Here is a 23,304-nt window from a genome sequence, read left to right as displayed (position 1 = left end):
TGCGGTCCGCGATCGGTAGCGAAAAATAACGCACATGATGCTTCATCACGACGCCGTCGGCTCGCTTCGAGCCCGGCACCTCCTCCCGGCTCGGGTAGTCGATGAATACATCGCCGGTGTAGAGTTCCTCGACCTGCTTCTGCCCGTCGGCGTGCTCGATGCTCACCTTCATCGCTGGCTTGTGCGAGTCCGCCGCGCCGCCCCATCCCGCAACGCCGCCGAGAAAGTGCAGGTTGCCGATCGGATAGCCCACTGGAATCTCGACACGTTGCGGCATCGTGCCCGCGTAGGTCGTTTCATTCACGCTGTTCTTCAGCACGATAGCGTTGCCTCCGGTGGGTGTGGTGCTCGGGTCGGGCAGGGCGAAGGGGACGCCTTCCACCGTCACGACTCCATAGTGTTTCGGGTGTACGGTATCGTTCAGTGCTTCGCGCGCATTGTAGAGCCCGCGCAAGGTATCGGTCGTGAAGGCGCTCCCGAGATCGAGCGCCCGGTATTTCGTACTGCCGCCGCGCAGGTAGGCGAGAATGTCGCGCAGCGTATCCGCACCGAGCGCCTCGAAGCCCTCGGGCATCAGCGAGAGTCCCGTGTCCTGCCGCGATTTGATGTCGGCGATCTTGACGTCCTGCGACACGCCGCCCGGCAGATGCAGCGTGAGCGCGCTCTCGTTCTCCCGAGCGATGATGCCCATGGCGTACGAGCCGTCTTTCAACGCGATACTCCAGGTGCGGTGCTCGTTGTCGACCACCCGGCTGGGATCGATGATGTGGATGAGCAATTCGTTCGTACCGTGCACGCCGATGCCGTCGAGCACTGGACCGACCTCCTGGCCTTCGCCATTGAGTTTGTGGCAGATCGCGCACGTCGTGGTGAAGGCCACCTTGCCCCTGGCGATGTCGCCTGGCTGACTTTCGATCACGGGCAGCAGCTTGGCGATGATCTCGTCTTTCGCGGGATTCGTCCCACTGCCCAGTTCGGTGATCGATTTCGCCGCGCGCTTCGCGACCGCCGAGTCGGGATGGAGGCGCAGTTTGCTCAGGCGGGCCGGGCCAAGCAGCGCGGGCTTCAGCTCTTTCGATTCGAGAGCGTCGAGCACATCGTTCGCCCATTCCGAGCGCGTGGTCAGCGCATCGAAGAGTGCAGTCTGCGCGGTGGGCGTGAGTTCCGCGAGCTTGGCGACCAGCGGCTTGCCGAGCGCGGGATCAGCGGTGGCCGCGAGTGCGGCGATGGTGTCGAGGCCAAGTTGGCCGGGAGCCGCGACGAAGCCCAACACCGCGGGAATGATGCGAGCATCGGCCGCGCGGGCGTGAACAAGACCGCGGATCTCCACCGCGCGGGCGCTGTCAGACATCTTCGTCTCGCCAAGCGCCTTCAGCTTTCCATCGATCAATCCTGCAACGGTGGGCTTCAATGCGCCCGTCTGGTCCCATGCGACCGCGAAGGGCAGGGCGCCGGTGGAGAGACCAGAGGTCGAAGCGAGCAAAGTCTGCAAAGCCGCGTTCAATCCAGTGGCGTCGGCGGGGGCCGGTGGCAGCTTGTTGGCCGCTGCTTCGAGCACGGCGAGCGCGAGGGGTGCGGCGTCCGGCGAAGCTTTCGCGGTGGCGATGACGACTTTGGCCAGTGCGTCGCTGCCCTGCTTTTCCGCGAGGGACCTGGCTAGCGAGCTGGCAAGATCGAGCAGCGCATTGCTCGGCGCGGCTTTCATCGCAAGCGCGGCCTCCAGCACGGGTCCGGCGTTCGAGGAGGCCACCGCAATGGCGGCGCTGCGCGACCAATCGTCATCGAGCTTCGGCAGCACTGCGAGCAGGGCGGCGGCGGATTCGGTGGTCAGTGGACTCGAGGCCATGGCACGCAGCGCGAGCAACCGCACACGCGCGTCGGAATCATCGAGCAACGTGGCGACGTCGACGGTGTTTTTCACCCCCAGCGCCTCGGCCACGAGCAGCGCGGATTTCCGGACGTCGCTGTCGTCACTTTTCAGTGCCGTTTGCAATGTTTGCGGAGAGAGTTTACCGAGTCGCTCCAGCGCCCACAGGGCCAGGATGCGCGCGGGTGTGAACTGCTCTTCGGTGGCCATCGTCGTGAGTTGCGGTGCCACGTTTGCGGCATCGCTACGATCCATCAGCAAGCGATGTGCAGTGAAGCGGGTGAGTTTGTTCGGATGGAGAAACGTCTTCACCAGCGTCGCGGCGTCGGCCTTGGTGAGGTCCGGGATTGCGAGCGACGTGGCGGCGTCGTGCTGGATGCGATAGATGCGCCCGAAATAGTGATCGCGATCGGGCCGCACGCTCGCCCCCGCCTTGCTATGCTGCGGGCCGCGCGTGTCACTATGGGCCACCACCGGGCAATAGAAATCGAGCACATACATCGCACCGTCCGGGCCGAATTCGACGTCGTTCGGGAAGAACCAGAAGTCATGTGAGCGCAGCCATTCGCGATCGGAAGGGACCGGTTGGCCGGTGAAGGTCGGGCCGTTGGCGGCCAGCTTTTCGCAGTGGATGATGTCGAGGATCGGCTCCGTGCAGAAGACGCTGTTGTTCCATTCCGACGGCCACGCCCCGGCTTCATACACCGTGCTCGCGCAGGCTGCACTGTAGCCGCCGACGACATCGATCTGCATGAACGGCGCCCGGTCGGGCATGTCGGTGCGGATGATTTTGCGTTGGTTGATCACGCTCTCCGCGCTGACCGCCTTGCCGACCTTGCCCGCATTCAAAATCCATTCGGGCAGCACGACGTGTTGCACCGGATTGCCGCTCGTCGCCTGGCCGAAGAGCAGTTCGCCGTTGCTCATGACGTCGCCGCCGAAGCTATTGCCGCCTTTGGAAGAAACCTGCTCGATCGCGCTGCCATCCGGCTTGAAGCGGAACATGCCGGAACCGAGCTGTGCCTTCACTTCGGGATGGGCGACCGATTGCACGCTCGGTCCGCTGCCGGTGTCGGTGTAGATCCAGCCGTCCGGCGCGACGATGAAATGATTCGCCACGAAATGCGTATCGCCCGGCGTGAAGCCCGTGTAGAGCCGCTCTACCTTTTGCGCCGCGCCCTCGCCGTGAATGAAGACGATGTCCGGTTGGTGCACCGCGATGACGCCATCGCCATAGAGACAGAAGCCGGTGACGAGCTCGAGCCCTTCGTAGTAGACGCTTTTTTTGGTGAATTGTCCGTTCGCATCCGGGTTGCTGAGGATGCTGATGCGATCCCGCGCCGGACGGTCGTAATTGCCCGGGACGAGCACACCGGTTTCCTTCCACGGCTCGGTCACCAGCGGGCGGCGGCCGTTCGGATACTCCGGTGTCTCTGCGATCCACAATCGGCCGCGCGCGTCCCACTGCATGGCGATGGGCTTGGTGATGAGCGGTTCGCTCGCAATGGCGGTGGCCTTGAAGCCCGGCAGCAGGTCGAACGACTTCACCGTGTCCGCCGCGAGTCGCGCGCCATCCTTGGGATAGCGCAGCGTCGCCAGATCGTCGTTGCTGCACAGTTCGTCCACGTTCTCGCGCCTGGCCGCCCACGCGATGCCGCGCAGGATGAAGCTGCGAATGCTGGGGTGCTGGAGCGATTCCGCGTTGCCTTGCAAAAGGACGAATGCACGGTGCCTGTCCGCACCTTCGAAACTCCACATCTGCGGCTGGAGATCGTAGACGTTCGCGCGATCGGCGCGCTCTGGCGAATGGGAGTCGGCGCGCTTCGAGGTGACCTTCGCCGTGAAGGCGGAGGCGAGCACGTTGATCGCCTCGTCACGATCGAGGTCGTAGAAAGTTTCGTCATCGAGATCGAATGGCGTGGCGGCCTTGGTGATCGGATGGGAATCGGTGAGCGTGAAAAGCATCAACTTGTTGGCGAACTTGCGGCTCTGGTCCGTCCATGCACCGCCGATCAGCGGCTTCCACCAGGTCGCTTCGCCGGCCCCAATTGCACCGCGCAAGGCTACGATCCCACCGCCCCGTTTGGCGAAAGTTTCCAGCGCATTGCGATGCGTTGCCGCTGTGGGTTGGGGTTCGGCGCTGGCCAGGACGAGCACGTCCGCCCGGGTGAGCGCCGTGTCATCCAGTGTCGCGGCGACCTCCACATCGGCCCCATCCTTCTTGATCAGAGTCGGCAGGCCCGGCGAATCGGCGACGACCAGGACTTTGATCGGCGCGGCCAGCGCGGAAGCAGCGACGGAGAGTGCGAGCAAGCAGGGGAGGAGGCGCGACATGATTTGGTGACCAGTAGACCACATCCTCGTGCTGCCGTTAGCGATGGGTCGCTATGCAGAATCCACATTCGCCGTATGTGCTTCCACATTCCTGCCTCCTGTCATCCTTCGGCAAGCTCAGGATGACAATGGGGCGCGCCTATGGCGCGTCTTTGGTCTTTCCCGTGGCGAGGAATTCCACCACGTCGCGCAGATCGCTCTTGCCGAGCACTTCGCCCATGCCTGGGGGCATGGGGCTCGGGGCGTGGGTGCGTTCCTTGATGTCCGCGGTCTTGATCTTCATGCGCTTGCCGTCGGTGACATTGGTGACGGTTACTTCGTTTGCATCCTCGGCGTTGAGCACCCCGAGAAGGATGTCGCCGTTGTTCAAGGTGAGCAGCACGCTGTCATAGCCGGGCGCGATTTTCGCGTTGGGATCGACGATGCTCTCAAGAATGTAAATGCGATCCATCGCCTGGCTGATCTTGGCGAGGTCCGGACCGACATCGCCGCCTTCGCCTTTCCACTTGTGGCAACGCATGCAGGCGGCCTCGGCCTTTTCGGCGAAAACTTCGTGACCGTGTTTGGCATTGCCGCCCTCGAGGCAATCCCGCCATTTGGCGAGGGTGTCTTTGTCTTGCGCGAGCTTCGTTTCGCGGGCCTCCAGCCGGCGCTTGATCTCCGGGTTGTGGCGTTGCGCTGCGGCTTCGATGAGGTCGAGCCACAGTCCGGGGGCGAGGTTGCGGGCATCGAGCTTGTCGAGTTCCGCGAGAATCACCGTGTCCGCCTCCGGCACGGGCAGCGAGCCGATCGTGGCGAGCGCGGACTGCTTTTCACGCAGTGTGCCCTTCTCGAGCACCGGTGCGTTGAGCTTCACGGCATCGGCGGGTGAGACTTTGGCGGCGAGCTGGCGGGCGGCTTCGAGCAATGGTTTGTCCGTGTCGGAGACCGCCACCTTGATGCCGTCGGCGAGCTTCGCGGACTCCATCGTGCCGAGCGCGCGCAGGGCGGCGGCGCGGGTTTTTCCGCCGAGACTCTTATCGCCCACGACCGAAAGCAGGACGCTCTCGCTGGCGGTCACATGCAAGCCACCGGCCATGTTCGCCGCGGCGAGGCGCAGCGCCTCCGCGGGCTCGCGCATGAGTGCGGGGAGAATCTTGGCGGCGGAGGCCGCCGGCGCCTGCGCGTTGCGCGACCCCGCCAGCCTGTGCCAGAGGCCATTCACGCGGTCGCGATGAAATGGTTCGTTCCACACGCCCAGCGCATCGAGCGCGTCGAGCCGAAGTGTCGACGGCGCCTTGGCGTCGCCGGCGATTTTGGCCAGGCGATGCGCAGCCTCGGCGGTGCCGAGGAGAAAATTGGCATCGATGGCCCGGCGGCTCAGCGGCTCCGGCAGGCCCGGTTTCTCCGCCAGCGCGGCGAGTTTGGGTAGCGCCGCAGGAATCTCCCGATCATGAATCGCGCGCGCGGCTTCGAGCACGAGTTGGGAGTTTTTGTCAGTCAGGAAGCGCGCGACTTCCGGGCTGTGCTGCCGGGTGAGAGCGAGCAGCGCGACGGTGCGGATGGCGTTGGATTCGTTCGCCGCCGCTTTGAGCAGCGTCGGTTCATCGGCCAGCGCCGCGAGCGAAACGACCACCGCATGCCGCACATAAGGATCGGAGTCGTTGTTCAATTCACGCTGCGCGATCAGTGCCGGCACCGCTTCCTTGATGCCCAGCTTGCCGAGCGCCTGCGCGGCAAAGAAGCGCACGCGCGGCTCCGCGTCGGCGAGCAGGCGGATCACCACATCGACTTCACTTTTGTTGCCCGCGTCGCCGATGTACTTCGCCCACTGCGCGCGCACCTCGGGTTCCTTGTCTTTGGCCAGCGCCGCCAGCGTCTTCGAGGCATCGCGATCATGATGATGATGCCGCGCCAACTGCGTGATCCCCCAGATCGCGTGGAGTCGCATGATCACCGGATTCTTCTCCAGCGTCGCGGCCTGCACGAGTGCGTCGAGTTCGCCGCGCTTCACGAGTTCGAACTGCGCCATGAGCCGCACGCGCTGGTCGGCGTGGGCGAGCGAGTTGGCAAGATCCTCGGTGCTGAATTTGCCCGGCCCATCCGCGAGCAAGCGCTTCGTTTCCTGCACCAGCGGGCTGGCATCCACGACCGGATCGTGTACGCGGAAGATCCGCCCCTTGCCCGTCTTCTCCCAGCCGAAGACCCAGTCGAGCACATAGGCTCCACCATTGGTGCTGAACTGCACGTCGCTCGGATACAAATTCCACAGCAGCTTGCCCGTCATCTGCCCGGGCTTGTTGTCCTGGAGCACGTCGTTCGGGTTGTCCACTGTGTAACTCGCGCCCTTCGGCTTCAGCGCAAACGAGCGCACCCCGCCCGGAAAATCCGCGTAGAAAAAATGGTCTGCGTAACCATCCGGAAGTCCCGTGCCCGGATAATGCGCAATGCCTGCGGGCCCGTGCCCGATCAATCCCACCGGCGGCAGCAGCCCGAGGTTCGTCGGGTTGTTGTCGAGGTGCCACATGCCCTCCGAGTTCCACGGTCCGAGCTTCGGCAGGAATTGCCAGCCGATGCGCCAGCCGTAGTCGCCGCCCTCCACCACATGTGTCCAGCGCGCTTTGTCCCCGCCGTCCGCATTGTTGTCGCCGGTGAAGAGATCGCCGAGATCGTTGAACGCGAGCGACTGCGGATTGCGCAGCCCGGTCGCAACGAGTTCCATGTTCGCGCCGTCGGGATCGCAGCGGAATACTGCCCCGCTGTCCGGATTGTCAATCACCTTGCCCTCCTTCGTCGTCACGTGCGCGCCGGTGTCCGCAATCGTCCAGTAGAGCCGCCCGTCGGGGCCAATCTTCGTGCCGTGCATATCGTGGCCGCCGTAGGCCACATGCACGCCGAAGCCCGTCAGCAACTGGTCGCGCGACGCGGCTTTGCCTTCGCGTGCGCCACGGAAATGCCACACGTCCGGGATGCACGCGAGCCACACGTCATCGCCGCGCACCGCCACGCCCGCCGCCGTGCCCGTCTCCAGTGAATGAAAATCCGACACGAAGACATTCGCCGTGTCCGCCTTGCCGGTGTCGTTGCGATCTTCCACCAGCTTGATGTCCTCGCTCTCCACCGCCCAGTCGCGCCAGTCGAATTGCCCGTCGCCATTGACGTCCACGTGGTCCTTGTTCGGCTTGAGCTTCAACTCCGGGTCCAGCGCCTTGTGCAGAAAATTCACGCGATCCTCCACCGTCCGCATAGCCAGCGAATCGTTGAGCCACTCCATGTTCTTGCGAATGTCGGGCGCGGACGTGCGGCGGCGGTGCGTCTCGACGACGAAAGCACGTCCCTTCTCGTCGAAGGCGAAGGCCACGACATTCTCGATGAGCGGCTCCTCGGCCCAAAGGTCGACGCGCAAGCCCGGCGCGACGACGAACTTCTTCAACGCCACGTCGCCGCTATCGGTTGCGGAGACATTTGCCGGGTCGCGGTCCTTCTTGCTCTTGCCATCGCCCCCCTCGGTGGTCTGGGCAAAGGTGAACGCGGGCAGCAGGGTGAGCGAGACGCAGGCGAGACGAAAAAGGCGATTCATGGGCGGGATGGCAGAGTGGGAACTGGAAGATTTACCACGCACTTACCCCGATTCCAGAAACAAGTCGCGCGGCAAGGCGCGAAGCGTTACGCCACCGTCGAAACGGCCGGCTCCGAAACCACCGGCTGTCGCGTGCAGGCGCAGTGATGCCGGTAAAGGAACGTCGCGGCCAGGGCGCCAAACAACAGAGCCGCCGCGCCCATGGCCACGCGCAGCCCGATGAAGTCGGCGAACTTCGTCATCACCAGCCCCGAGAAAGGCAGCACGCCAAAAAAGCTCAACCCCGCCAGCGCCGACACGCGCCCGCGGATGGCATCCGGCGCCCGCTCCTGCACGATCGTATTCGCCAGCCCGAAGACCGTCGAAGTGCCAATGGTGAGAATGACCATCGCCACGATCGCCTCGGACAGATTGCGCGCCATGGAGAGTGCCAGCATCGATACCACGATCGCGCCCACCGCGCCGCGTAGGTAGGCGTTGCGATGATCCGCTGCGATGCGCAGCAGCCAGAGCGAACCCGCGAACGCGCCGAGACCGGATGAACCCATCAGGATGCCGTGTTCACCTGCCGGGATGTGCAGGATATGCCGCGAGTAGAGCGGCATCATGATCATGAAAAAGGGCGAAATGCACACCGTCGCCGAGGCCAGCATGAGAAGCATGGTGCGGGTGGGAGCATCGCCGCGCACATAGTTCCAGCCATCCCGCATGCCCGTCTGGCGCTGCGCTTCCTCCTCCGCGCTGCCCTGGACCCGCGGAGGCAGCGTCGCCAGCGCCACGATCATGGCCACGAAGCTCAGCGCATTCGCGTAAAACGCCGAGGACGTGCCCATCTGGCCGATCAGCCATCCGCCCAGCGCCGGCCCCGCGAGCCGGGTCGCGTGAAAAATCGAGCGGTCCACGGCAATGGCCGAGCGCAGTTGTGGACGCGCTACCAACTCCGGCACCAGAGCCGAAGCGGCCGGCATCTCAAACGCCGCGCTGATTCCCAGGCAGACCCCCGCCGCAATGATATGCCACACCGTCACCGTCCCGCGCGCCACCAGCCAGCCGATCCAGACCGCGATCGCGATCTGCACGATTTGCGTGGCGAGCAGGATGCGGCGTTTGTCGTGCCGATCGGCCAATACCCCGCCCCATGTGGTGAGCAGGAGCATCGGCAGCCCCGAGGCAAAATTCATCAGCCCGAGTGTGAAGGCGCTTGTCGTGAGCCCGGCCACCACCCAGCCCTGGGCCATCATCTGCATCCAGGTCCCCAGCATGGAAATGGTCTCCCCCGCCATATAGCGGGCAAAAGGGCCCCCCTTGAGCAGCGAAAACGGGCTCATTGGAGCGGCCGAATCGGCAGGGGAAGAGGTGGAAGAGGAGTCGCTCACAAGAGTAAATCCACGCCGGGGCAGGCGCGGGACGGAGACTGGAACACAAAGAGATTGACTACTCAAGCGCCTGTTTCATACTCCTGTTTCAAACAAGCATTTGAAACCCATGTTGGTTGTCGCTGAAACCGCCGTTATTCAAGATACCCGCCGCAAGCTCCTGTATGCGGCCGGGGAGATCTTTGCCGAGCGCGGCTTTCATAAGGCCACCGTCCGGGAGATCACCGATCGCGCCGGGGTCAATGTCGCGGCGATCAATTACCACTTCCGCGACAAGGCGGAGCTCTACCGCGCCGTGCTGAACGAATGCCACTGCACCGCCCAGAACCTGGGTGGCCCGATCGAACTCGGGACCGGCACTCCCGAGGAGCGGTTGCGCCATTTTACCGATGGCTTTCTCCATCGCCTGCTCCATCCCGATCGCCCGAAATGGCACGGCCTGCTCATGGCCCGGGAGATGACCGAGCCGACCGATGCGCTCGACATCCTGGTCGAGGAATCCATCCGCCCGCGCGCCGGTGAATTGCAGCAGATCGTCAAGGAGCTCACCGGCGGCAAGCTCTCGCAGGACCGCGAATGGATGATCGGCTTCAGCGTCGTCAGCCAGTGCCTTTTCTACCTGCACGATCGTCCCCTCATCGAGCGCCTTTACCCCAAACTCGCCACCCAACCACCGACCATCGAGGAACTCGTCGAGCACATCTACGCCTTCTCGCTGGCCGCTATCCGCGCCGCCTCATGAACACCCGCCGCCGCTTCAAGAGCCTGATCCCGCCGCACGACGATCCGGAGCATCGCCGCCGGATGCCGGCGCCCATCAGCGCCAACCGCAAGCGCGCCCACAAAGGCGCCGGCGCCGCCTGGCTCTTCGCCGATTTCCTCGCCGCCTGCATGACGCTGCCGCCGGATCAGTTGGCGGATCTGGAGTAGGGGAGGCGGAGGAAAAGGCAGAACATCCAACACCCAAAGTCCAATGGCGCAAGCGCGCGGCGGTGGCGGCTCTTTATTGGATGTTGGACGTTGGATGTTGGGTGTTGGATGTTTGTCCAGATAGCCACCCTTTGCTCTCCAGCCATCTCCATGCTGCTGGCATGAGCCGATAACCAAAGTGGCCCTGCGGCTCGGTAATCATCGTCGCGCCCGCCCACCGCGTCTGTAGTTCGGCTACATCCACCGCCCGGGCGATCGTATCGAACTCCCCCGCCGCCAGCAGCACCCGATCCGCACCGCACAGAGGCTGCCCGTGCAGCGGCGAGATCAGCGAAAAGTGCCGCGCGGGCAACGCGGGCTCGATCCCCACCCGCCGCAACTCCCGCCGCAGCGCCGTCCCGGTGGGCGACTTCCAGATTGCGTGGTCCACATTGACAATCGGCTCGAGCAGCGCGACGAATCGAAAATCCTTCTCCACCGAGGCCAGCAACGCCCCGATCCACCCGCCGTAGCTGCAGCCCCACAAACCAAACTCGCGCACCCCTTTCCCCCGCAGCCACGCCATGAGTTGCCGCAACTCCGCCACGCCTTGCCGCAGCCCCTCGGCATTGCGGACGAGGTCCGACGTGATCGCCAGCTCCCCATTCCGAAAGCCGCGCGGCGTGCGCGAGTAGTGGTAGGGTAGATGCACGAAGCACGCCCCCCAGCCTGCGGCGTTGAAGCGCGCGGCCCATTGGCGGTAGCCGCGGTCGCTCGCCGACATCAGGGCGTGCAGGAAGAGAACGGTCGGAGCTTCGGGTTTTCCCGGCGCGGGGAAATAGACGGCATAGGCGATATCATTGGCGGCATGGCCGCTCGTAATGGGGCTTTGCCAGGCGAGCGAACGTGGTCCGATCCCCTCGGTGTCGAGGATTTCGGCCGGCGCGAGCGCAAAGTAAGCGTTACGGGAAAGCGGAGCGCAGGAATCGAGGTAAGCGGCCAGCGCCTCGCGACTGCCGGGGTGGAGCCGGTGCCGGCGCTGGATGGCAAACATCATCGCGCACATCGCGGTGTCGAGCGTCCGGGCGCTCAGGCGGCGCCAGATCATAGCCGGCCTTTGCGCCGGGCCGGCGGCTGCGGCAGATCCTTTTCCGTGAGCGCAAAGCGCTCCTTGAGTTCCGCATAAAGCGCCCGCAACGCCGCCGCGATGCGTTCCTCAAAAGCCGCCCGCGCCTCCTTGCCTTCGCCTTCGACATACAGCGGCTCACCAAACGCGATCCAAGCCTCGCTCTTGCGGAACGGGATCCAGTTGCGATGCGTGTAGAGCTGGTCACTGCCGATCAGCGCACACGGCACCACCGGCGCCCCGCTCAATTGCGCCAGCCCAGCGAGGCCGGGCTTGAGCGACGCACCTTCCAGCACGGAGTTCGCCCCATCGCGGATGCCGCCCTCGGGAAAAATTCCCACGACCCGCCCGCGCTTCACCCGTTCCAACGTCTCGCGCGTCGCTGCGCGGTCGGCACGCTCGCGGTCCACCGGAAACGTATCCACCGCCTTCATCCACAGCGCCACCGGCCAAGGGTGATACAGCTCGCGCGTCGCCATCCAGTCCAGCTTCCGGAACGCCGCCACGGTGAGAAAAGGCGGATCGAAATGACTGATGTGATTCGAGACAAACAACCACCCGCCGGGCAGGCGCGAACGCTCGCGGTGGAGGACGTGGGTCTTCACGACCACCCCGAGAATCAGCTTCAACAGGAAGCGCGAGATCATGTAGGCGAGCCAGCGCACGGGCGCGCAGGCTAGGGAAGCCGCGCCGCCCGCGCAAAGGGGATTTTGCACCTCACTGCAAGGCAAGCTCCGAGCCTCGCTACTTCCTCTTCTTCGGTGGTTGCTCAATAGCGAACCCTTGCAGGTACGCGTCGCTGGCCTTCACTGCCTGAATCTCTCCCTGGCTGTTCATTACCGTCACGACCCAGCCCAGCATATTTCCGCCGCTCTTGTAGTGCTCATTCGCCGCCTTGGTTACGTGCCCTTCGACATCGCCGCACTCTGCCAGGACGACCTCCGATTTCTTCGAATCGATCGCCAGCGCCTTTTCGCCTTCGCCTGCCCGGAACCAGTTCCCGCTTGTCACGTACCGCCCTACCCAGAACCAATGGACGGTCACATTGGCGAGGACCGGTCCGAGATTCCGGACATTGATCTCTAGCGTCTCGCTATGCGTCGTCGTCTTCCGGGTGGCGTCGGGATTTGGTGCCACGGTATTGGAAAGCGAGCGCCCAGCCGCGACATTGCGCGCGTCGAGCGTAATCGCCGTGACCGCAGGGAGGGGCACCGCAATTTTGGGGATCTCCTTCGAGTATTTTCCGGCTCCGGATGCTGATGCGGCCATCAGAATCGCAGGGAGCAGCAACAATAGAGTGGCTTTCATAGGGGAGAGAACAGGCTCTTGCATATGCTGATGGCGAAAGCACGGCAACGCCGCACCCGGCACCCGCAAGTCGCAAAGGCGGGTCTGCATGTCGGTTCGGCTCAAGTTCGCGCGGATGGCCAGCTCGAAAAAAAACGAGGCACGATTAGGCACGACCAGGCACGATTACTCTGGACTGGCCTCTCCCGGAATCCCGCCGGCGACCCCTTGTTGGGTTGGCTGCGGCTGGAGGCGAAGGGTTGAAGCAGCCGGGTGGATTTCGACCGCTGGAGTGGAGTAATCGGGCTGAGGTTCATGTGCGAAAGTATGGCATGACACGGCGGAAAAAGTGCATTGCTCCATTGGTTCCATTGGCTCCATTGCGGGAAATTCACTCCGCGCGCCCCAAGCAGAGGCCGCAGGAGCAGGATTCCTCCCGGCGTGAGGACACGGCGCCTTGTTTGAATCGCGCTTCCTGGACGGCCAAAAATCTCATCCTTCCCTGCGACACCCCCTAATTCCCAGAGTGGCCGGCGGTTGAATCGCGTGTATCTTTGTCGGCTACTGATGACGCTTCGCCCCTCCTCCTTCCTGATCGCCACCTGTGCCACTCTGGCTGCCGGGTGCCTTTTCGCGCCTGTGGCGATGGCCGAAACGGCCCCCGCTGCCGGGCCGGTGACCCTCAAGGATCACATCAAGCCGGTGCTGGAAAAGTACTGCTTCGATTGCCACAACGACAAGAAGCAGAAGGGTGACGTCAACCTGCTTTCCGTGGCCGATAACCCGAAGCTGGAGGAGAACCGCAAAATCTGGGAAAAAGTGGCCGAGGTCGTGGAAGGGGGCGACATGCCGCCGGAGAAGAAGCCGCAGCCGAACGACTCGCAGCGCGACCTGATGATCAAGTTCATCGATGGCCAGCTTTCGAAATCGGACTGCACGGGCCCGGTCAACCCCGGCAAGGTCACCATCCGCCGGCTGAACCGCGCCGAGTATCAGAACACCATCCGCGACCTCATGGGCGTGGATTTCAATCCCGAGGATTTCCCGAACGACGAGGTCGGTTACGGCTTCGACAATATCGGCGACGTGCTTTCGCTCCCGCCGATGCTCATGGAAAAGTACATGGTGGCGGCGGATGAAATCGTCCACAAGGCCATCGTGCTGGATACCGAGGCCAAGCGGGAAGTGAAGCGCCTGGCGGGCGATCAGTTCCTGGCCAAGGATCCCGCGGCGATTCGCCCCCTGGATAACAAGACCCTCGGGCTCTACCGCGAAGCGGAAGGCGTGGCCAAATACTCCGCGCCGCGTCCGGGTGAATACCTCTTCCGCGTGCGCGCTTACGGCGAGCTCGCCGGCCCTGAACTGCCCAAGCTGGCCCTGCGTGTGGACGGCAAGGAGGTCGCCGTTTTCAATGTGGGCAACGAGGTCAAAGCCAAGAATTACGAGGCGCGGGCGACGCTCCCCGCCGGCGCGCGGCAGATTGCCGTGGCCTTCCTCAACAACTACAACGACGCCAACAATGCCGACCCCAAGCTGCGCGGCGATCGCAATGTCTTCGTCGAGTCGGTGGAGATCCAGACGCCGCCCGGTGGAGCGCCTGCCTTGCCGGAGAGCCACAAGCGCCTCATCACGCGGATGCCACAGCCCGGCCAGGAGCACGAGGTCGCCATGGAGATCATCGGTCGCTTCCTCCCCGAGGCGTATCGCCGCCCGGTGGCCCCCGCGGAAGTCGAGCGCGTGGCGAAGTTCGTGGAACTCGCGCAGAAGAATGGCGGCTCCTTCCTCGAGGGGATCCAGACCGCCTTTCAGGCCGCGCTCTGCTCGCCGAATTTCCTCTATCGCTGGGAACTCGACCCGGCCAGCGCCAAGCCCGGCGACACCCGCGATCTCACCGATTACGAGATCGCTTCCCGCCTTTCGTATTTCCTCTGGAGCAGCATGCCGGACGCCGAGCTCTTCGCCCTCGCCGCCAAAGGTGAACTGCGCAAACCCGAGGTGCTGGAAAAGCAGGTGACCCGCATGCTGCACGACTGGCGCGCGCGCGCCTTGGTGGACAATTTCGGCGACCAGTGGCTCCAGATTCGCAATATCTGGGACGTGGCCATCGACCCCGATACCTTCCCGAAGTGGAAGGACGAATTGAAGGGTGCGATGAAAGAGGAAACCGAGCGTTTCTTCGAGGCGATCATCAAGGAAGATCGCCCCGTGACCGACCTCATCGATGCGGACTTCACCTTCCTCAATGAAGATCTCGCCCGCTACTACGGCATCGAAGGCGTGAAGGGAAAAGAGTTCCAGCGCGTGACCCTGCCAAAGGATTCACCCCGGGGCGGTGTGCTCACGCAGGGCAGCGTGCTGGTCTCCACCTCCACGCCCACGCGCACCTCGCCCGTTATTCGCGGCAAGTGGATCCTCGAGCAAATTCTCGGCACCCCGCCGCCCCCGCCGCCGCCCGATGTCCCGCCGCTCCAGGAGCAAAAGCAGATCAACCAGACCACCTCCGTCCGCCAGCGCCTGGAGCAGCATCGCAGCCGCGCCGAATGCGCCGGTTGTCATGCCAAGATGGACCCGCTCGGCTTCGCGCTGGAGAACTTCGACGCCACCGGCGCCTGGCGCGATAGCGACGGAAAATTCCCCGTCGACCCCTCCGGCAAGCTCACCAACGGCACCACCTTCTCCGGCCCCCGCGAATTGAAGAAAATCCTCAAGGGCGACAAGAAGTTCGTGCGCTGTATCACGCAGAAGATGCTCACTTTCGCCCTCGGTCGCGGCCTGGAGCGCTACGACAAGTGCTCCGTGGATGCCATCACCGCGAAGATCGCCCCGCAGGGCAACCATTTCGCCGCCTTGGTCACCGCGATCGTCACCAGTGATCCCTTCCTGAAACGCCGCCCGGAAGTCGTGGCCAAGAATTGACCCGCTAATTAACGCCCCTTATACCCAACATTGCGCCCGTTTCGGGGTTACCTCAGTACATCGCTTTATGAATCAGCCGCCCGTCCTTCACCGCCGCACCTTCCTGCGAGGCCTTGGCGCCGCCATGGCCCTGCCGATGCTCGAGGCGATGCTGCCCGCCCGCTCGCTGGCGGCTGCCGCGGGCACCGCGGCCAAGTCCCCGACGCGCATGGCTTTCCTCTTCGTCCCGAACGGCGTGAACACCACGGAGTGGACCCCGCTCGCTACCGGCGCGGACTTCGATTTGCCCTACATCCTGCAGCCGCTCCAGCCCTACAAGAGCGAGTTGCTGGTTCTTAGCGGGTTGGCCCAGGACAAGGGTCGCTCGAATAACGACGGCGGCGGCGATCACGCCCGCTCCGCCGGAAGCTGGCTCACCTGCTCGCAGCCGTTGAAGAGCGAAGGCTCGCAGATTCGCGTGGGCATCTCTGCCGATCAAATGGCCGCGCACGCCGTGGGCAACCAGACGCGCTTTGGTTCGCTGGAACTCGGCCTTGAGCCCGGGCGCCAGGGCGGCAAGTGCGATACCGGCTACTCCTGCGCTTATTCCAACAACATCTCGTGGCGCAATGAGTCGACGCCCATGACCCGCGAGATCAATCCGCGCCTCGTCTTCGAGCGCCTCTTTGCGAACTCCGTGCCGAAAGAAGTGAGCGAGGGTCAGAAGCGCCGCGAGATCTACAAAAAGAGCATCCTCGATTTCGTCCTCGAGGACGCCAAGTCCCTGCAATCCAAGGTCGGCGGTAACGATCGCCAGAAGCTCGACGAATATCTCTCCGCTGTGCGCGAGATCGAGCAGCGCGTGGAGGAAGCGGAAAAGGCCGTGGCCAGCGCAAATAGCTCGGTGACCAATGGCTACGAAATCCCCGAGGGCATCCCGGAGAGCTACGAGGACCATGCGCGCCTCATGGCCGACATGATGGTGCTCGCCTTCCAGTCCGACACGACCCGCGTCTGCACCTTCATGCTGGCCAACGAGGGCAGCAACCGCAGCTACAAGAATATCGGGGTGGCCGACGGCCATCACTCGCTCTCGCATCACCAGGGCGACCACGCGAAGCTGATGAAGATTCGCGACATCAATCGTTTTCACATGCAGCAGTTCGCCTATCTGCTCGAGCGCCTGCGTTCGATTCCCGAGGGCGACGGCAGCACCCTGCTCGACCACTCGATGCTCGTCTATGGCGGCGGCCTCGCCGATGGCGACCGGCACGACCACGACAATCTGCCGTTGCTCATGGCGGGCCGGGGTGGTGGCACCATTCAGCCGGGTCGGCATTTGCGCTACGCGCCGGAAACGCCCATGGCGAACCTGCTCCTGGCGATGATGCAACGCATGGGCTCCAAAGAGGATTCATTCGGCGACAGCACCGGACCGCTGCGCGGCCTCGAAGGGTGATGTCCTGGAAGTTCCCCCGGGCGTTGGCTGCCGGGCTCTTTTCGAGCCTGCTCGTGACTGGCGTGCTGGCCGAAGATGCCCCGCCTTCGATCAACAAACTGACGGAGCAACTGGCCTCCAAGGATCTGCCGGCGCGGCGCGAGGCGGCTTTCCAGCTTTTGCACCTCGGTGCCGCCGCCAAGCCGGCGCTGCCCGCCCTGCTCAAGGCGCTGGACGATGACGACAAGCAGATTTGGTCCTACGTCATCCAGGCGATCGCCGCGATCGGGCCGGATGCACAGGAGGCGATTCCGGTCTTGATCGAGCGCTTCGACAGCCGCAAGGGACGCGGCAAGCGCGAACGCGATCTTCGCCAGGGCATGATGCGCACGGCCTACGCGCTGTCGCGCATTGGCGCTCCGGCGGTGCCGCCGCTCATCCAGGCCTTGGGCGAGGGCGACGGGTCGCTGCGGATGGGCGCGACGCGCGCCTTGGGCGCCATGGGACCCGCCGCGCACGATGCCGTTCCTGCTCTGATCAAGAATTTGGCCGACAACCAGGATCCCCTCCGCGACGAATCCGCCCAGACGCTCGCCCTGATCGGCGCTAATGCCGGCCCCGCGCTCGTGACCGCGCTGCAAGATTCCGAGGCCCGTCGTCGCACCGGCGCCGCCAACGCGCTCGCACTGATGAATCCGCCGTTTCAAGCGGGAGCGAAGGACGTCGAGCAAGCGGCGACGAACGAAAAAGACCCGTTGGCGCGCACTGCCTTGCTCGCGGCGCTCCCCAAAACCGGCGTGCCCCCGGATCGCTGTGTGGCGCTAATTCTGCCGGCGGTGACGGATGAGAATGAGACCCTCCGCCACGCGGCGTTGAATGCGCTGCTCAGTAACTCCGCCGTGCGCCAGGCGGCGGTGCCCAAGCTCGCCGCGCTGCTCAAGGACAACAACCCCGCGGTGCGGGAACGCGCCGCCCGGGCGCTCGGCCGGGTCGGTCCAGGCGCGGTTGATGCCTTGCCCACGTTGCTGCAAGCCGCGCGGACGGCGGATGGCGCTCCCGCTTATGCCGACGCGCTCGCGCAAATCGGGCCCAAGGCGCTGCCCGCCTTGCTCGACATTTTGCAGAAGAGCAAACCCGCGGAGAGCAAATGGGTGCTGCGCATCCTCCACAGCTTCGGGCCGCCCGCCGTGCCCGTGCTGGCCGAGGCTCTGAAGAGCAACACCCCGGAAGTCCGCATCGCCGCCGCCAACGCCCTGGCAGAGATGGGCCACGAAGCGGACACGGCGGCAAAATCCCTGTTCGTCTCGACGAAGGATTCCAGCCCGGCGGTGCAGGCCGCGGCTTTCCGTGCGCTCGTTGCGGTCCACGCCGATTCCGGTCGCCTGAAGCCGCTATTGCAGGAAGCCCTCACCGACAAGGATCCCCAAGTGCGGAGGGCCGCCGCCGCGGGCATGGCGGCGCTCGGTGGTGCCGCCGCGCTGGGCGTCGATGGCTTGGTGGATTTGCTTTCCGACGACAACCCGGCCGGGCGCATCGCCGCTGTGCAGGCGCTGGGCCAGCTCGGCGACAAGGCCGCGCCGGCAGTCAACGCCTTGATCTCGCGTCTGGATGACCCCGTCTTGCAGTCGAGTGTCGTCGAAGCCCTCGGGCATATCGGGCCGGCGGCTGCGCCTGCCGTGCCGCGTCTGGTCGAGATGGCGAAGTCGAAGAAAGACGATCAGCGGACCAGCATTCTACCGGTGCTCACCGGGATCGGGCCGGGCGCGAAGGAGGCCTTGCCGTTGATTTATGAAGCCGTGCGCGATTCGGCGCCTGACGTGCGAGCTTCCGCCGCCACCGCCCTGGCCAGCGTGGAGACCGACAACGGCAAGGCGATCACCGTGCTCGCCCCGCTCGCCCGCAGTACCGAATCCGGCAAGGTACGCCGCGCCGTGGCCCATGCGCTCGCCAAGTACGGCCCGGCCGCCAGCGCCGCCGTCCCAGGTCTCATCACCATGCTTGAGAAGGAGACGGAGCGGGGCGAGGCCATGCGCGCCCTCAAGGCCATCGGTGTCAAGAACGTGCCGGACTTGCTGGCGATGCTTTCGGTGAACGACCCGAGGGTGAAGACCTTCGCCTGCGAATCCCTCGGCAGCCTCGGCCCCGAGGCCAAGGACGCCGCGCCCAAACTGCGCGAGGTCGCCGCGCAAGACGGCGCCCTGCGCGCCTCGGCCAACGCCGCCCTCAAGAAGATCGATCCTTCCGCGCCCTGAGCGGGTGGACCGAAAGTTGGCGGAACAGAGTTTTGACCACGGATTGCACGGATGACGCGGATGGGGACGGATTGCTGAAAAAGAGGCCTTTCATCCGTGCCCATCCGTGTCATCCGTGGTCTATCCTCGCTTTTCGATACACCTTCTGAGCGGATTCGCTGGCCTTTCGCGTGGCGGGATGTTTGGAAATCGCGCGTGCTGCTTCGCTACCTCCGCCAACTCGACACCGCCCGCCTCATCCTGTGGTGCTACGCGATCTGGTATGCCGTTGTCCTCGTCCGCTACTTCGATCCGAGTCCCATGCTCTGGCTCACTTCGGTTGGCCTGAGCGGGATCATCGGCTGCGCCTTGCTGCTCAGCACCCGCGCCGCCATCGGCGCCTCGCGCCTGAATGGCTGGGGTATCTTCCGTCTCTTCCTCATGCCCTTCTGCGTCTCGAGCTTCGCCGCCCTCGTGAAAGGTCGCGGATTCATCCTCATCTTCGCCCCCGACCTCCGCGAAAACCTCCTCGCCCTGGGACTGTGCGCGGCCTTCTGCACCTTCGTCGCCCTCCTCCGCCGCGGCCATCGCTAGTCCTTGTCGTGCAAGCTAATCATCCAATCCCTTTCCCTTGAGAATCTGTGGCCGGCATTTCTCCACTCGCGCCTCCCGGGTCTTGGATTGTTTGGCGGCGGAAAAATAGAGGATGTAGGCTCTTTGCCGTCCCGGTGTCAGGGCCTCAAAAGCAGTTTTGAAGGCAGGCGTTTCATCCAATCTGTTTTGCAGTTCTTCCGGAACAGGCTCCGGGTTCTTTTTGAACTCCACTTTCAAACCGGCTTTTTCCGCGGCGATGGCCTCGCGAATGTAGGCTTTCAAGACGGGCTCCATCTTCACGATTTCGCGCACATCGGTGAACGGAATCCGGCGCGCCGCCTGCGTGCTCTCGCCGGGCTTTTCGAGAATATTCTTGGGATCTTTTAACAAGGCGCCTTTGGCAAACAGAAGCGCACAGAATTCCTTGAATCCCTGGAGAATGACGATGTTGCTTTCCTGAAACGTGTAACAGGGTTTACCCCACTTCAATTCTTCGGTCAGCCCGCAGCTCAGAACGATCGTTCTGAATTTTTCCATTTCATCCCGCCACGTTTTGGCTTTGCGGAAAAACGCGTCCACCGTGGGATTCTTGTCTGCTTTGGCATTCATGATGGGTCTGTAAATCGATCGATCCGTGAAACGGGCAAAGGTCTTCTAGTCCAGTTCGTCCAATCTTGCTCGGACCAAATCCTTCACCAACTTTCTATCGATCGTCCAATCGACCGGGATCTGAAAGACATGCTGCTTGACGACAAGCTCTCCCAACCTCGGCTTGAAATCTGCGATGACACGGGGACTCCAGGGTGACAGCGTGAGATGATGCCGGAAGGCACAAAGGCCAAAGACGTATTTCCCGTTCCGGTGGATTTGGGGCACGTTCCAGGAAATTTTGGATTCCAGTTCGGGAAATTGGGCCAGAATGAAATCAATCACCGACCTGAGGGTCCTTGCTTTCGGCGGGTCCAGTGAGGCGAGATAGTCCTCCACGGATTTGAATCTTGGGGATCTCATTTCTTTTCGACGGCAGCGGTGCGCCGACTTTCCATGACCGCCAGTCGACAAACAAGCCCTCCTTGCCACTGATCGCGGGCGGCTTTTGAGGCCCTGCCTCGCAACCGTCGTCTACGCCTTCAGCAGCACCGCCTACTGCACGTCGTTCAGGAGCACCGGGTCGGCCGCCTGCGCCCGCATCTGGGCCATGTTCTTCTGCACTTCGATCATCTCGATCTTCTTGCGAACATCCTCGGGCAGCGCCTTGCGTTGCTCCTCGGTGTCGATTGGGCCGTCGAAGACGGTCTCGCCCTGGGCATTGCGGGCGACGAGCGACCGCTTGCCATCGTGCATGGTCATTTCGACCTCGCCGGTGTCGTCCTTCATCACCAGCCGCGCGTTGGCCATGTTGTAAGTGACGGAGCCATCCGGCTGGAGCAGGCGGATCTGCGCCACGCCTCCGGGCCGCACTTCACGGAGGATGTCTTCCGGCGAAATAGGGGCCGGAGCGGTTTGGGAGGGCAGTCTCGGCAGCTTGGGAATCTGGAAAGAGCGAATATCCGGGGTGGGCGGTGCGCCCGGATGCTCCGGTGGTTCGCCGGTCTGGTCCTTCTGCCAGATCTTCATGCGTTCCTGATATTCCTGCATCTTCTTGTCGTAGGCTTTCATCCGCTCCTGTTGCCGATCGGTCTCCTCCTGAATGCGCGCGCCTTGCTCTTGCAGGCGGCGCGCGAACTCCTGCACGGGTGCGCCCGAATTACCGGAATCACCCTGCATGCGCCGGTACTCCTGGCCCGGGTAGCCCCCCGGTCCCGGAAGCGGGCGGCGCTCGGGAAGCGCGCGCTCATCGATGGTGACCTTCAAGGTCTGCTCCTGCGCCTTGCGGAGCAGCGTGATGGAAGCCTCGGTGCCTTTCTTGAGGGCGCGCACGAGCGTGGAGAACTGGCCCGAATCCACCAGCTGCTGGTCGTTGAATTTCGTCAATACGTCGTTGCGCTGCACGCCGGCCTTGGCCGCGGGGCTGTCGGGCAGGACATCGCTGACCACGAGGCCGAAGCCGTCCGCGAGGCCCAGTTGCGCGGTGAGCACGGAGGGCGGTGGCGTGGTGATGACGCCGATGTAGGACGTCGGTTTGGAGGGGGGCGGACCCTGCCACCCCGACGGACGGCGCCAGCCATCCGGGCGCCCGTCGCCACCTTCCGGATGGGAAGGGGGGGCATCACCGTGACGGCCGTCCTCCGGAGGGCGCGGGCCTCCGTGATGCCGACCATCGTGACCGGGCGTGGGGGGCGGGGGCGACGGCTTCTGTGGATTCGGCTCGGTTGGGCGATTCGCAGCATCCGGTGCGGGAGCCGCCGGCGGTGGAGCGGGCTTTTGGTCATCCTGGGCCACAGCCAGCGAGGCGCCGAGCGCGAGCGCGGCAGCGAGGAGGAATTGGGGTGCGGTCTTCATCATCATCACGGCGGGTTATTGGAGAGAAACAGGAAGGAGGTAAACGTCCTCGCGCGGCACCTCGAGATAGACGCGCGCCCCGGTGGTGGGGTTGGACCAGGCATGGCGTTCGAGATAGGTGTAGCGCACTTCGCGCGCCGGTCCGTCGTCGGTTTCGACGAGTTGCTCGGAATCCTCCGTCGCCACGAGCTGGTTCGTGGTTTCATCGTGCTCGAAGGTGCTGGTCTGGGCGACCGTCGCTGGGGATTCGGTGGAAGAACTGCCGGTCGTTGCCTCCGTTGGACTGGCCGGTGTTTGCTTCGCCGGTAGCATGGCGAAGATCGCGAGCGCTGCGGCCGCCCCGGCACAGGCCCAGCCGAAATCCCGCAGCAGCACCTGCAGAAAGCCACGCTTCGGAGACGTGAGCCGGCCGGAGTAGGCGCGCGGCTGTCTGACATCCGTTGAAAGTTCTTCGTGAATGCGCCCATGCAGTTCCGCGGAGGGCGCAACAGGCCGCAAGAGCCCGCGGAGGTGGGTTTCAAATTCAGTGTCGTTCATGAGAGTAGGGCTTCATTTCGCGCCGGAGCGCTTCCAAGGCGTAACGATGGCGTGAGGTCACCGTGTTGATCGATTGATCGAGAGCGGTGGCGATTTCCGCGAAAGTGAGCCCGCCCCAAACGCGCAGCACGACCACTTCACGCTGCTCCGACGGCAGTTCACGGAGCGCCGCCTCGACCAGCGCAGCGTCTTCGCGCTGCTCCACGCCGTGGTCAAAGAAAGTGGAATCCTCGCGCAGAACCTCGACGGCCGGATTTGCCTCCCGCCGCAAACGGCGCTCACCGCTGCGGCGGAAATCGAGGGCGCTGGTCCGGACGGCGGCGTAGAGCAGAGGATAGTGTTCCGGGTGGGCGTCGGGCCGATGCTGCCAGAACTTGATAAAAGCCGTCTGCACCACGTCCTCGGCGTCCGTGGGCGTAGGCACCCATTGCCGCGCAAAAAGCAGCAATTTCGGCCCAAGCTCACGGTAGCACGCTTCCCAAGGTGTGGTGTGGTCGCTTTCATTCATGAAGCGGGAGTCTTCAATTGGGGAAACGCCGCCGGGCATGGTTTTTGTCTGGGAGAATTAGACCGGGAAGAAGGTTGCCTGAGGGGGTGTTTTGGCTCGATTCACTGGGTGGATTTTTTTTGCGAGGCTTAAATCACCTTAATGCAGCTTAACCCGGATATTTCATCCTTTCTGCAAAAAGTTAGCGAAGTCCCCGCGGTA

At 63.9% G+C, this 23,304-nt stretch carries 17 protein-coding genes; 6 read left to right on the top strand and 11 right to left on the bottom strand.

The window, feature by feature from the left end:
- The 3 genes from ABJF10_RS15035 to ABJF10_RS15025 form a co-directional block, all read right to left on the bottom strand.
- A partial coding sequence (locus ABJF10_RS15035) for a PVC-type heme-binding CxxCH protein (protein ID WP_348545406.1) occupies positions 1-4,201 on the bottom strand: 4,201 nt, incomplete at its 3' end.
- 139 nt (positions 4,202-4,340) lie between these two features.
- Positions 4,341-7,760, bottom strand: a complete 3,420-nt coding sequence (locus tag ABJF10_RS15030) for a HEAT repeat domain-containing protein (RefSeq protein ID WP_348545405.1) — start codon at positions 7,758-7,760, stop codon at positions 4,341-4,343.
- A gap of 86 nt (positions 7,761-7,846) precedes the next feature.
- On the bottom strand, positions 7,847-9,088 hold the full coding sequence (locus ABJF10_RS15025) for an MFS transporter (RefSeq protein WP_348545404.1): 1,242 nt from the start codon (positions 9,086-9,088) through the stop codon (positions 7,847-7,849).
- A 157-nt stretch (positions 9,089-9,245) separates the two neighbouring features.
- Between ABJF10_RS15025 and ABJF10_RS15020 the strand changes: the two genes are divergently transcribed.
- Together ABJF10_RS15020 and ABJF10_RS15015 are read left to right on the top strand one after the other, a co-directional pair.
- Positions 9,246-9,878: a CerR family C-terminal domain-containing protein gene (locus tag ABJF10_RS15020; protein ID WP_348545403.1), complete on the top strand. Its 633-nt coding sequence runs from the start codon at positions 9,246-9,248 to the stop codon at positions 9,876-9,878.
- Positions 9,875-10,066 carry a hypothetical protein gene (locus ABJF10_RS15015; protein WP_348545402.1) on the top strand — a complete coding sequence of 64 codons (192 nt, stop codon included), beginning with the start codon at positions 9,875-9,877 and terminating at the stop codon, positions 10,064-10,066. The genes ABJF10_RS15020 and ABJF10_RS15015 overlap by 4 nt, the downstream gene beginning before the upstream one ends.
- Positions 10,067-10,139: 73 nt before the next feature.
- Here ABJF10_RS15015 and ABJF10_RS15010 read toward each other — a convergent pair whose 3' ends face one another.
- The 3 genes from ABJF10_RS15010 to ABJF10_RS15000 all read right to left on the bottom strand — a co-directional run bounded on the left by ABJF10_RS15010 (position 10,140) and on the right by ABJF10_RS15000 (position 12,479).
- Positions 10,140-11,153, bottom strand: a complete 1,014-nt coding sequence (locus ABJF10_RS15010; protein WP_348545401.1) for a hypothetical protein — start codon at positions 11,151-11,153, stop codon at positions 10,140-10,142.
- Positions 11,150-11,836, bottom strand: coding sequence for a lysophospholipid acyltransferase family protein (locus ABJF10_RS15005; RefSeq protein ID WP_348545400.1), 687 nt, complete (start codon positions 11,834-11,836; stop codon positions 11,150-11,152). The genes ABJF10_RS15010 and ABJF10_RS15005 overlap by 4 nt, the downstream gene beginning before the upstream one ends.
- Positions 11,837-11,915: 79 nt before the next feature.
- Positions 11,916-12,479 carry a hypothetical protein gene (locus ABJF10_RS15000; RefSeq protein ID WP_348545399.1) on the bottom strand — a complete coding sequence of 188 codons (564 nt, stop codon included), beginning with the start codon at positions 12,477-12,479 and terminating at the stop codon, positions 11,916-11,918.
- Positions 12,480-13,025: 546 nt separating this feature from the next.
- Here ABJF10_RS15000 and ABJF10_RS14995 point away from each other — a divergent pair.
- The 4 genes from ABJF10_RS14995 to ABJF10_RS14980 all read left to right on the top strand — a co-directional run bounded on the left by ABJF10_RS14995 (position 13,026) and on the right by ABJF10_RS14980 (position 19,616).
- A complete protein-coding gene (locus tag ABJF10_RS14995) occupies positions 13,026-15,374 on the top strand; it encodes a DUF1592 domain-containing protein (RefSeq protein ID WP_348545398.1) in 2,349 nt (782 codons plus the stop codon).
- A 67-nt stretch (positions 15,375-15,441) separates the two neighbouring features.
- Positions 15,442-16,812: a DUF1552 domain-containing protein gene (locus tag ABJF10_RS14990; RefSeq protein WP_348545397.1), complete on the top strand. Its 1,371-nt coding sequence runs from the start codon at positions 15,442-15,444 to the stop codon at positions 16,810-16,812.
- On the top strand, positions 16,812-19,043 hold the full coding sequence (locus ABJF10_RS14985) for a HEAT repeat domain-containing protein (protein ID WP_348545396.1): 2,232 nt from the start codon (positions 16,812-16,814) through the stop codon (positions 19,041-19,043). The genes ABJF10_RS14990 and ABJF10_RS14985 overlap by 1 nt, the downstream gene beginning before the upstream one ends.
- A 195-nt stretch (positions 19,044-19,238) precedes the next feature.
- Positions 19,239-19,616, top strand: coding sequence for a hypothetical protein (locus ABJF10_RS14980; RefSeq protein WP_348545395.1), 378 nt, complete (start codon positions 19,239-19,241; stop codon positions 19,614-19,616).
- 15 nt (positions 19,617-19,631) lie between these two features.
- Here the strand turns inward: ABJF10_RS14980 and ABJF10_RS14975 are convergent, their stop codons facing one another.
- The 5 genes from ABJF10_RS14975 to ABJF10_RS14955 all read right to left on the bottom strand — a co-directional run bounded on the left by ABJF10_RS14975 (position 19,632) and on the right by ABJF10_RS14955 (position 23,103).
- Positions 19,632-20,225 carry a YdeI/OmpD-associated family protein gene (locus tag ABJF10_RS14975; RefSeq protein ID WP_348545394.1) on the bottom strand — a complete coding sequence of 198 codons (594 nt, stop codon included), beginning with the start codon at positions 20,223-20,225 and terminating at the stop codon, positions 19,632-19,634.
- Positions 20,226-20,270: 45 nt separating this feature from the next.
- Positions 20,271-20,603, bottom strand: a complete 333-nt coding sequence (locus ABJF10_RS14970; RefSeq protein ID WP_348545393.1) for a DUF1801 domain-containing protein — start codon at positions 20,601-20,603, stop codon at positions 20,271-20,273.
- 156 nt (positions 20,604-20,759) lie between these two features.
- Positions 20,760-22,058, bottom strand: coding sequence for a PDZ domain-containing protein (locus ABJF10_RS14965; protein WP_348545392.1), 1,299 nt, complete (start codon positions 22,056-22,058; stop codon positions 20,760-20,762).
- A 15-nt stretch (positions 22,059-22,073) separates the two neighbouring features.
- Complete coding sequence (locus tag ABJF10_RS14960) at positions 22,074-22,595, bottom strand: hypothetical protein (RefSeq protein ID WP_348545391.1); 522 nt, start codon at positions 22,593-22,595, stop codon at positions 22,074-22,076.
- Complete coding sequence (locus ABJF10_RS14955; protein ID WP_348545390.1) at positions 22,582-23,103, bottom strand: sigma-70 family RNA polymerase sigma factor; 522 nt, start codon at positions 23,101-23,103, stop codon at positions 22,582-22,584. The genes ABJF10_RS14960 and ABJF10_RS14955 overlap by 14 nt, the downstream gene beginning before the upstream one ends.
- Positions 23,104-23,304 lie beyond the last annotated feature (201 nt).

The organism is Chthoniobacter sp. (genome assembly GCF_040003245.1).
Lineage (GTDB): Bacteria > Verrucomicrobiota > Verrucomicrobiia > Chthoniobacterales > Chthoniobacteraceae > Chthoniobacter.
The sequence above is the reverse complement of the archived record's forward strand: the minus strand, read 5'-3'. Positions and strand labels throughout refer to the sequence as shown.

What these genes read in the sequence shown, in the direction of transcription:
- ABJF10_RS15030 (WP_348545405.1), bottom strand. Translation starts at nt 7,760, where the DNA reads ATGAATCGCCTTTTTCGTCTCGCCTGCGTCTCGCTCACCCTGCTGCCC.
- ABJF10_RS15025 (WP_348545404.1), bottom strand. Translation starts at nt 9,088, where the DNA reads ATGAGCCCGTTTTCGCTGCTCAAGGGGGGCCCTTTTGCCCGCTATATG.
- ABJF10_RS15020 (WP_348545403.1), top strand. Translation starts at nt 9,246, where the DNA reads ATGTTGGTTGTCGCTGAAACCGCCGTTATTCAAGATACCCGCCGCAAG.
- ABJF10_RS15015 (WP_348545402.1), top strand. Translation starts at nt 9,875, where the DNA reads ATGAACACCCGCCGCCGCTTCAAGAGCCTGATCCCGCCGCACGACGAT.
- ABJF10_RS15010 (WP_348545401.1), bottom strand. Translation starts at nt 11,153, where the DNA reads ATGATCTGGCGCCGCCTGAGCGCCCGGACGCTCGACACCGCGATGTGC.
- ABJF10_RS15000 (WP_348545399.1), bottom strand. Translation starts at nt 12,479, where the DNA reads ATGAAAGCCACTCTATTGTTGCTGCTCCCTGCGATTCTGATGGCCGCA.
- ABJF10_RS14995 (WP_348545398.1), top strand. Translation starts at nt 13,026, where the DNA reads ATGACGCTTCGCCCCTCCTCCTTCCTGATCGCCACCTGTGCCACTCTG.
- ABJF10_RS14990 (WP_348545397.1), top strand. Translation starts at nt 15,442, where the DNA reads ATGAATCAGCCGCCCGTCCTTCACCGCCGCACCTTCCTGCGAGGCCTT.
- ABJF10_RS14985 (WP_348545396.1), top strand. Translation starts at nt 16,812, where the DNA reads ATGTCCTGGAAGTTCCCCCGGGCGTTGGCTGCCGGGCTCTTTTCGAGC.
- ABJF10_RS14975 (WP_348545394.1), bottom strand. Translation starts at nt 20,225, where the DNA reads ATGAATGCCAAAGCAGACAAGAATCCCACGGTGGACGCGTTTTTCCGC.
- ABJF10_RS14965 (WP_348545392.1), bottom strand. Translation starts at nt 22,058, where the DNA reads ATGAAGACCGCACCCCAATTCCTCCTCGCTGCCGCGCTCGCGCTCGGC.
- ABJF10_RS14960 (WP_348545391.1), bottom strand. Translation starts at nt 22,595, where the DNA reads ATGAACGACACTGAATTTGAAACCCACCTCCGCGGGCTCTTGCGGCCT.
- ABJF10_RS14955 (WP_348545390.1), bottom strand. Translation starts at nt 23,103, where the DNA reads ATGAATGAAAGCGACCACACCACACCTTGGGAAGCGTGCTACCGTGAG.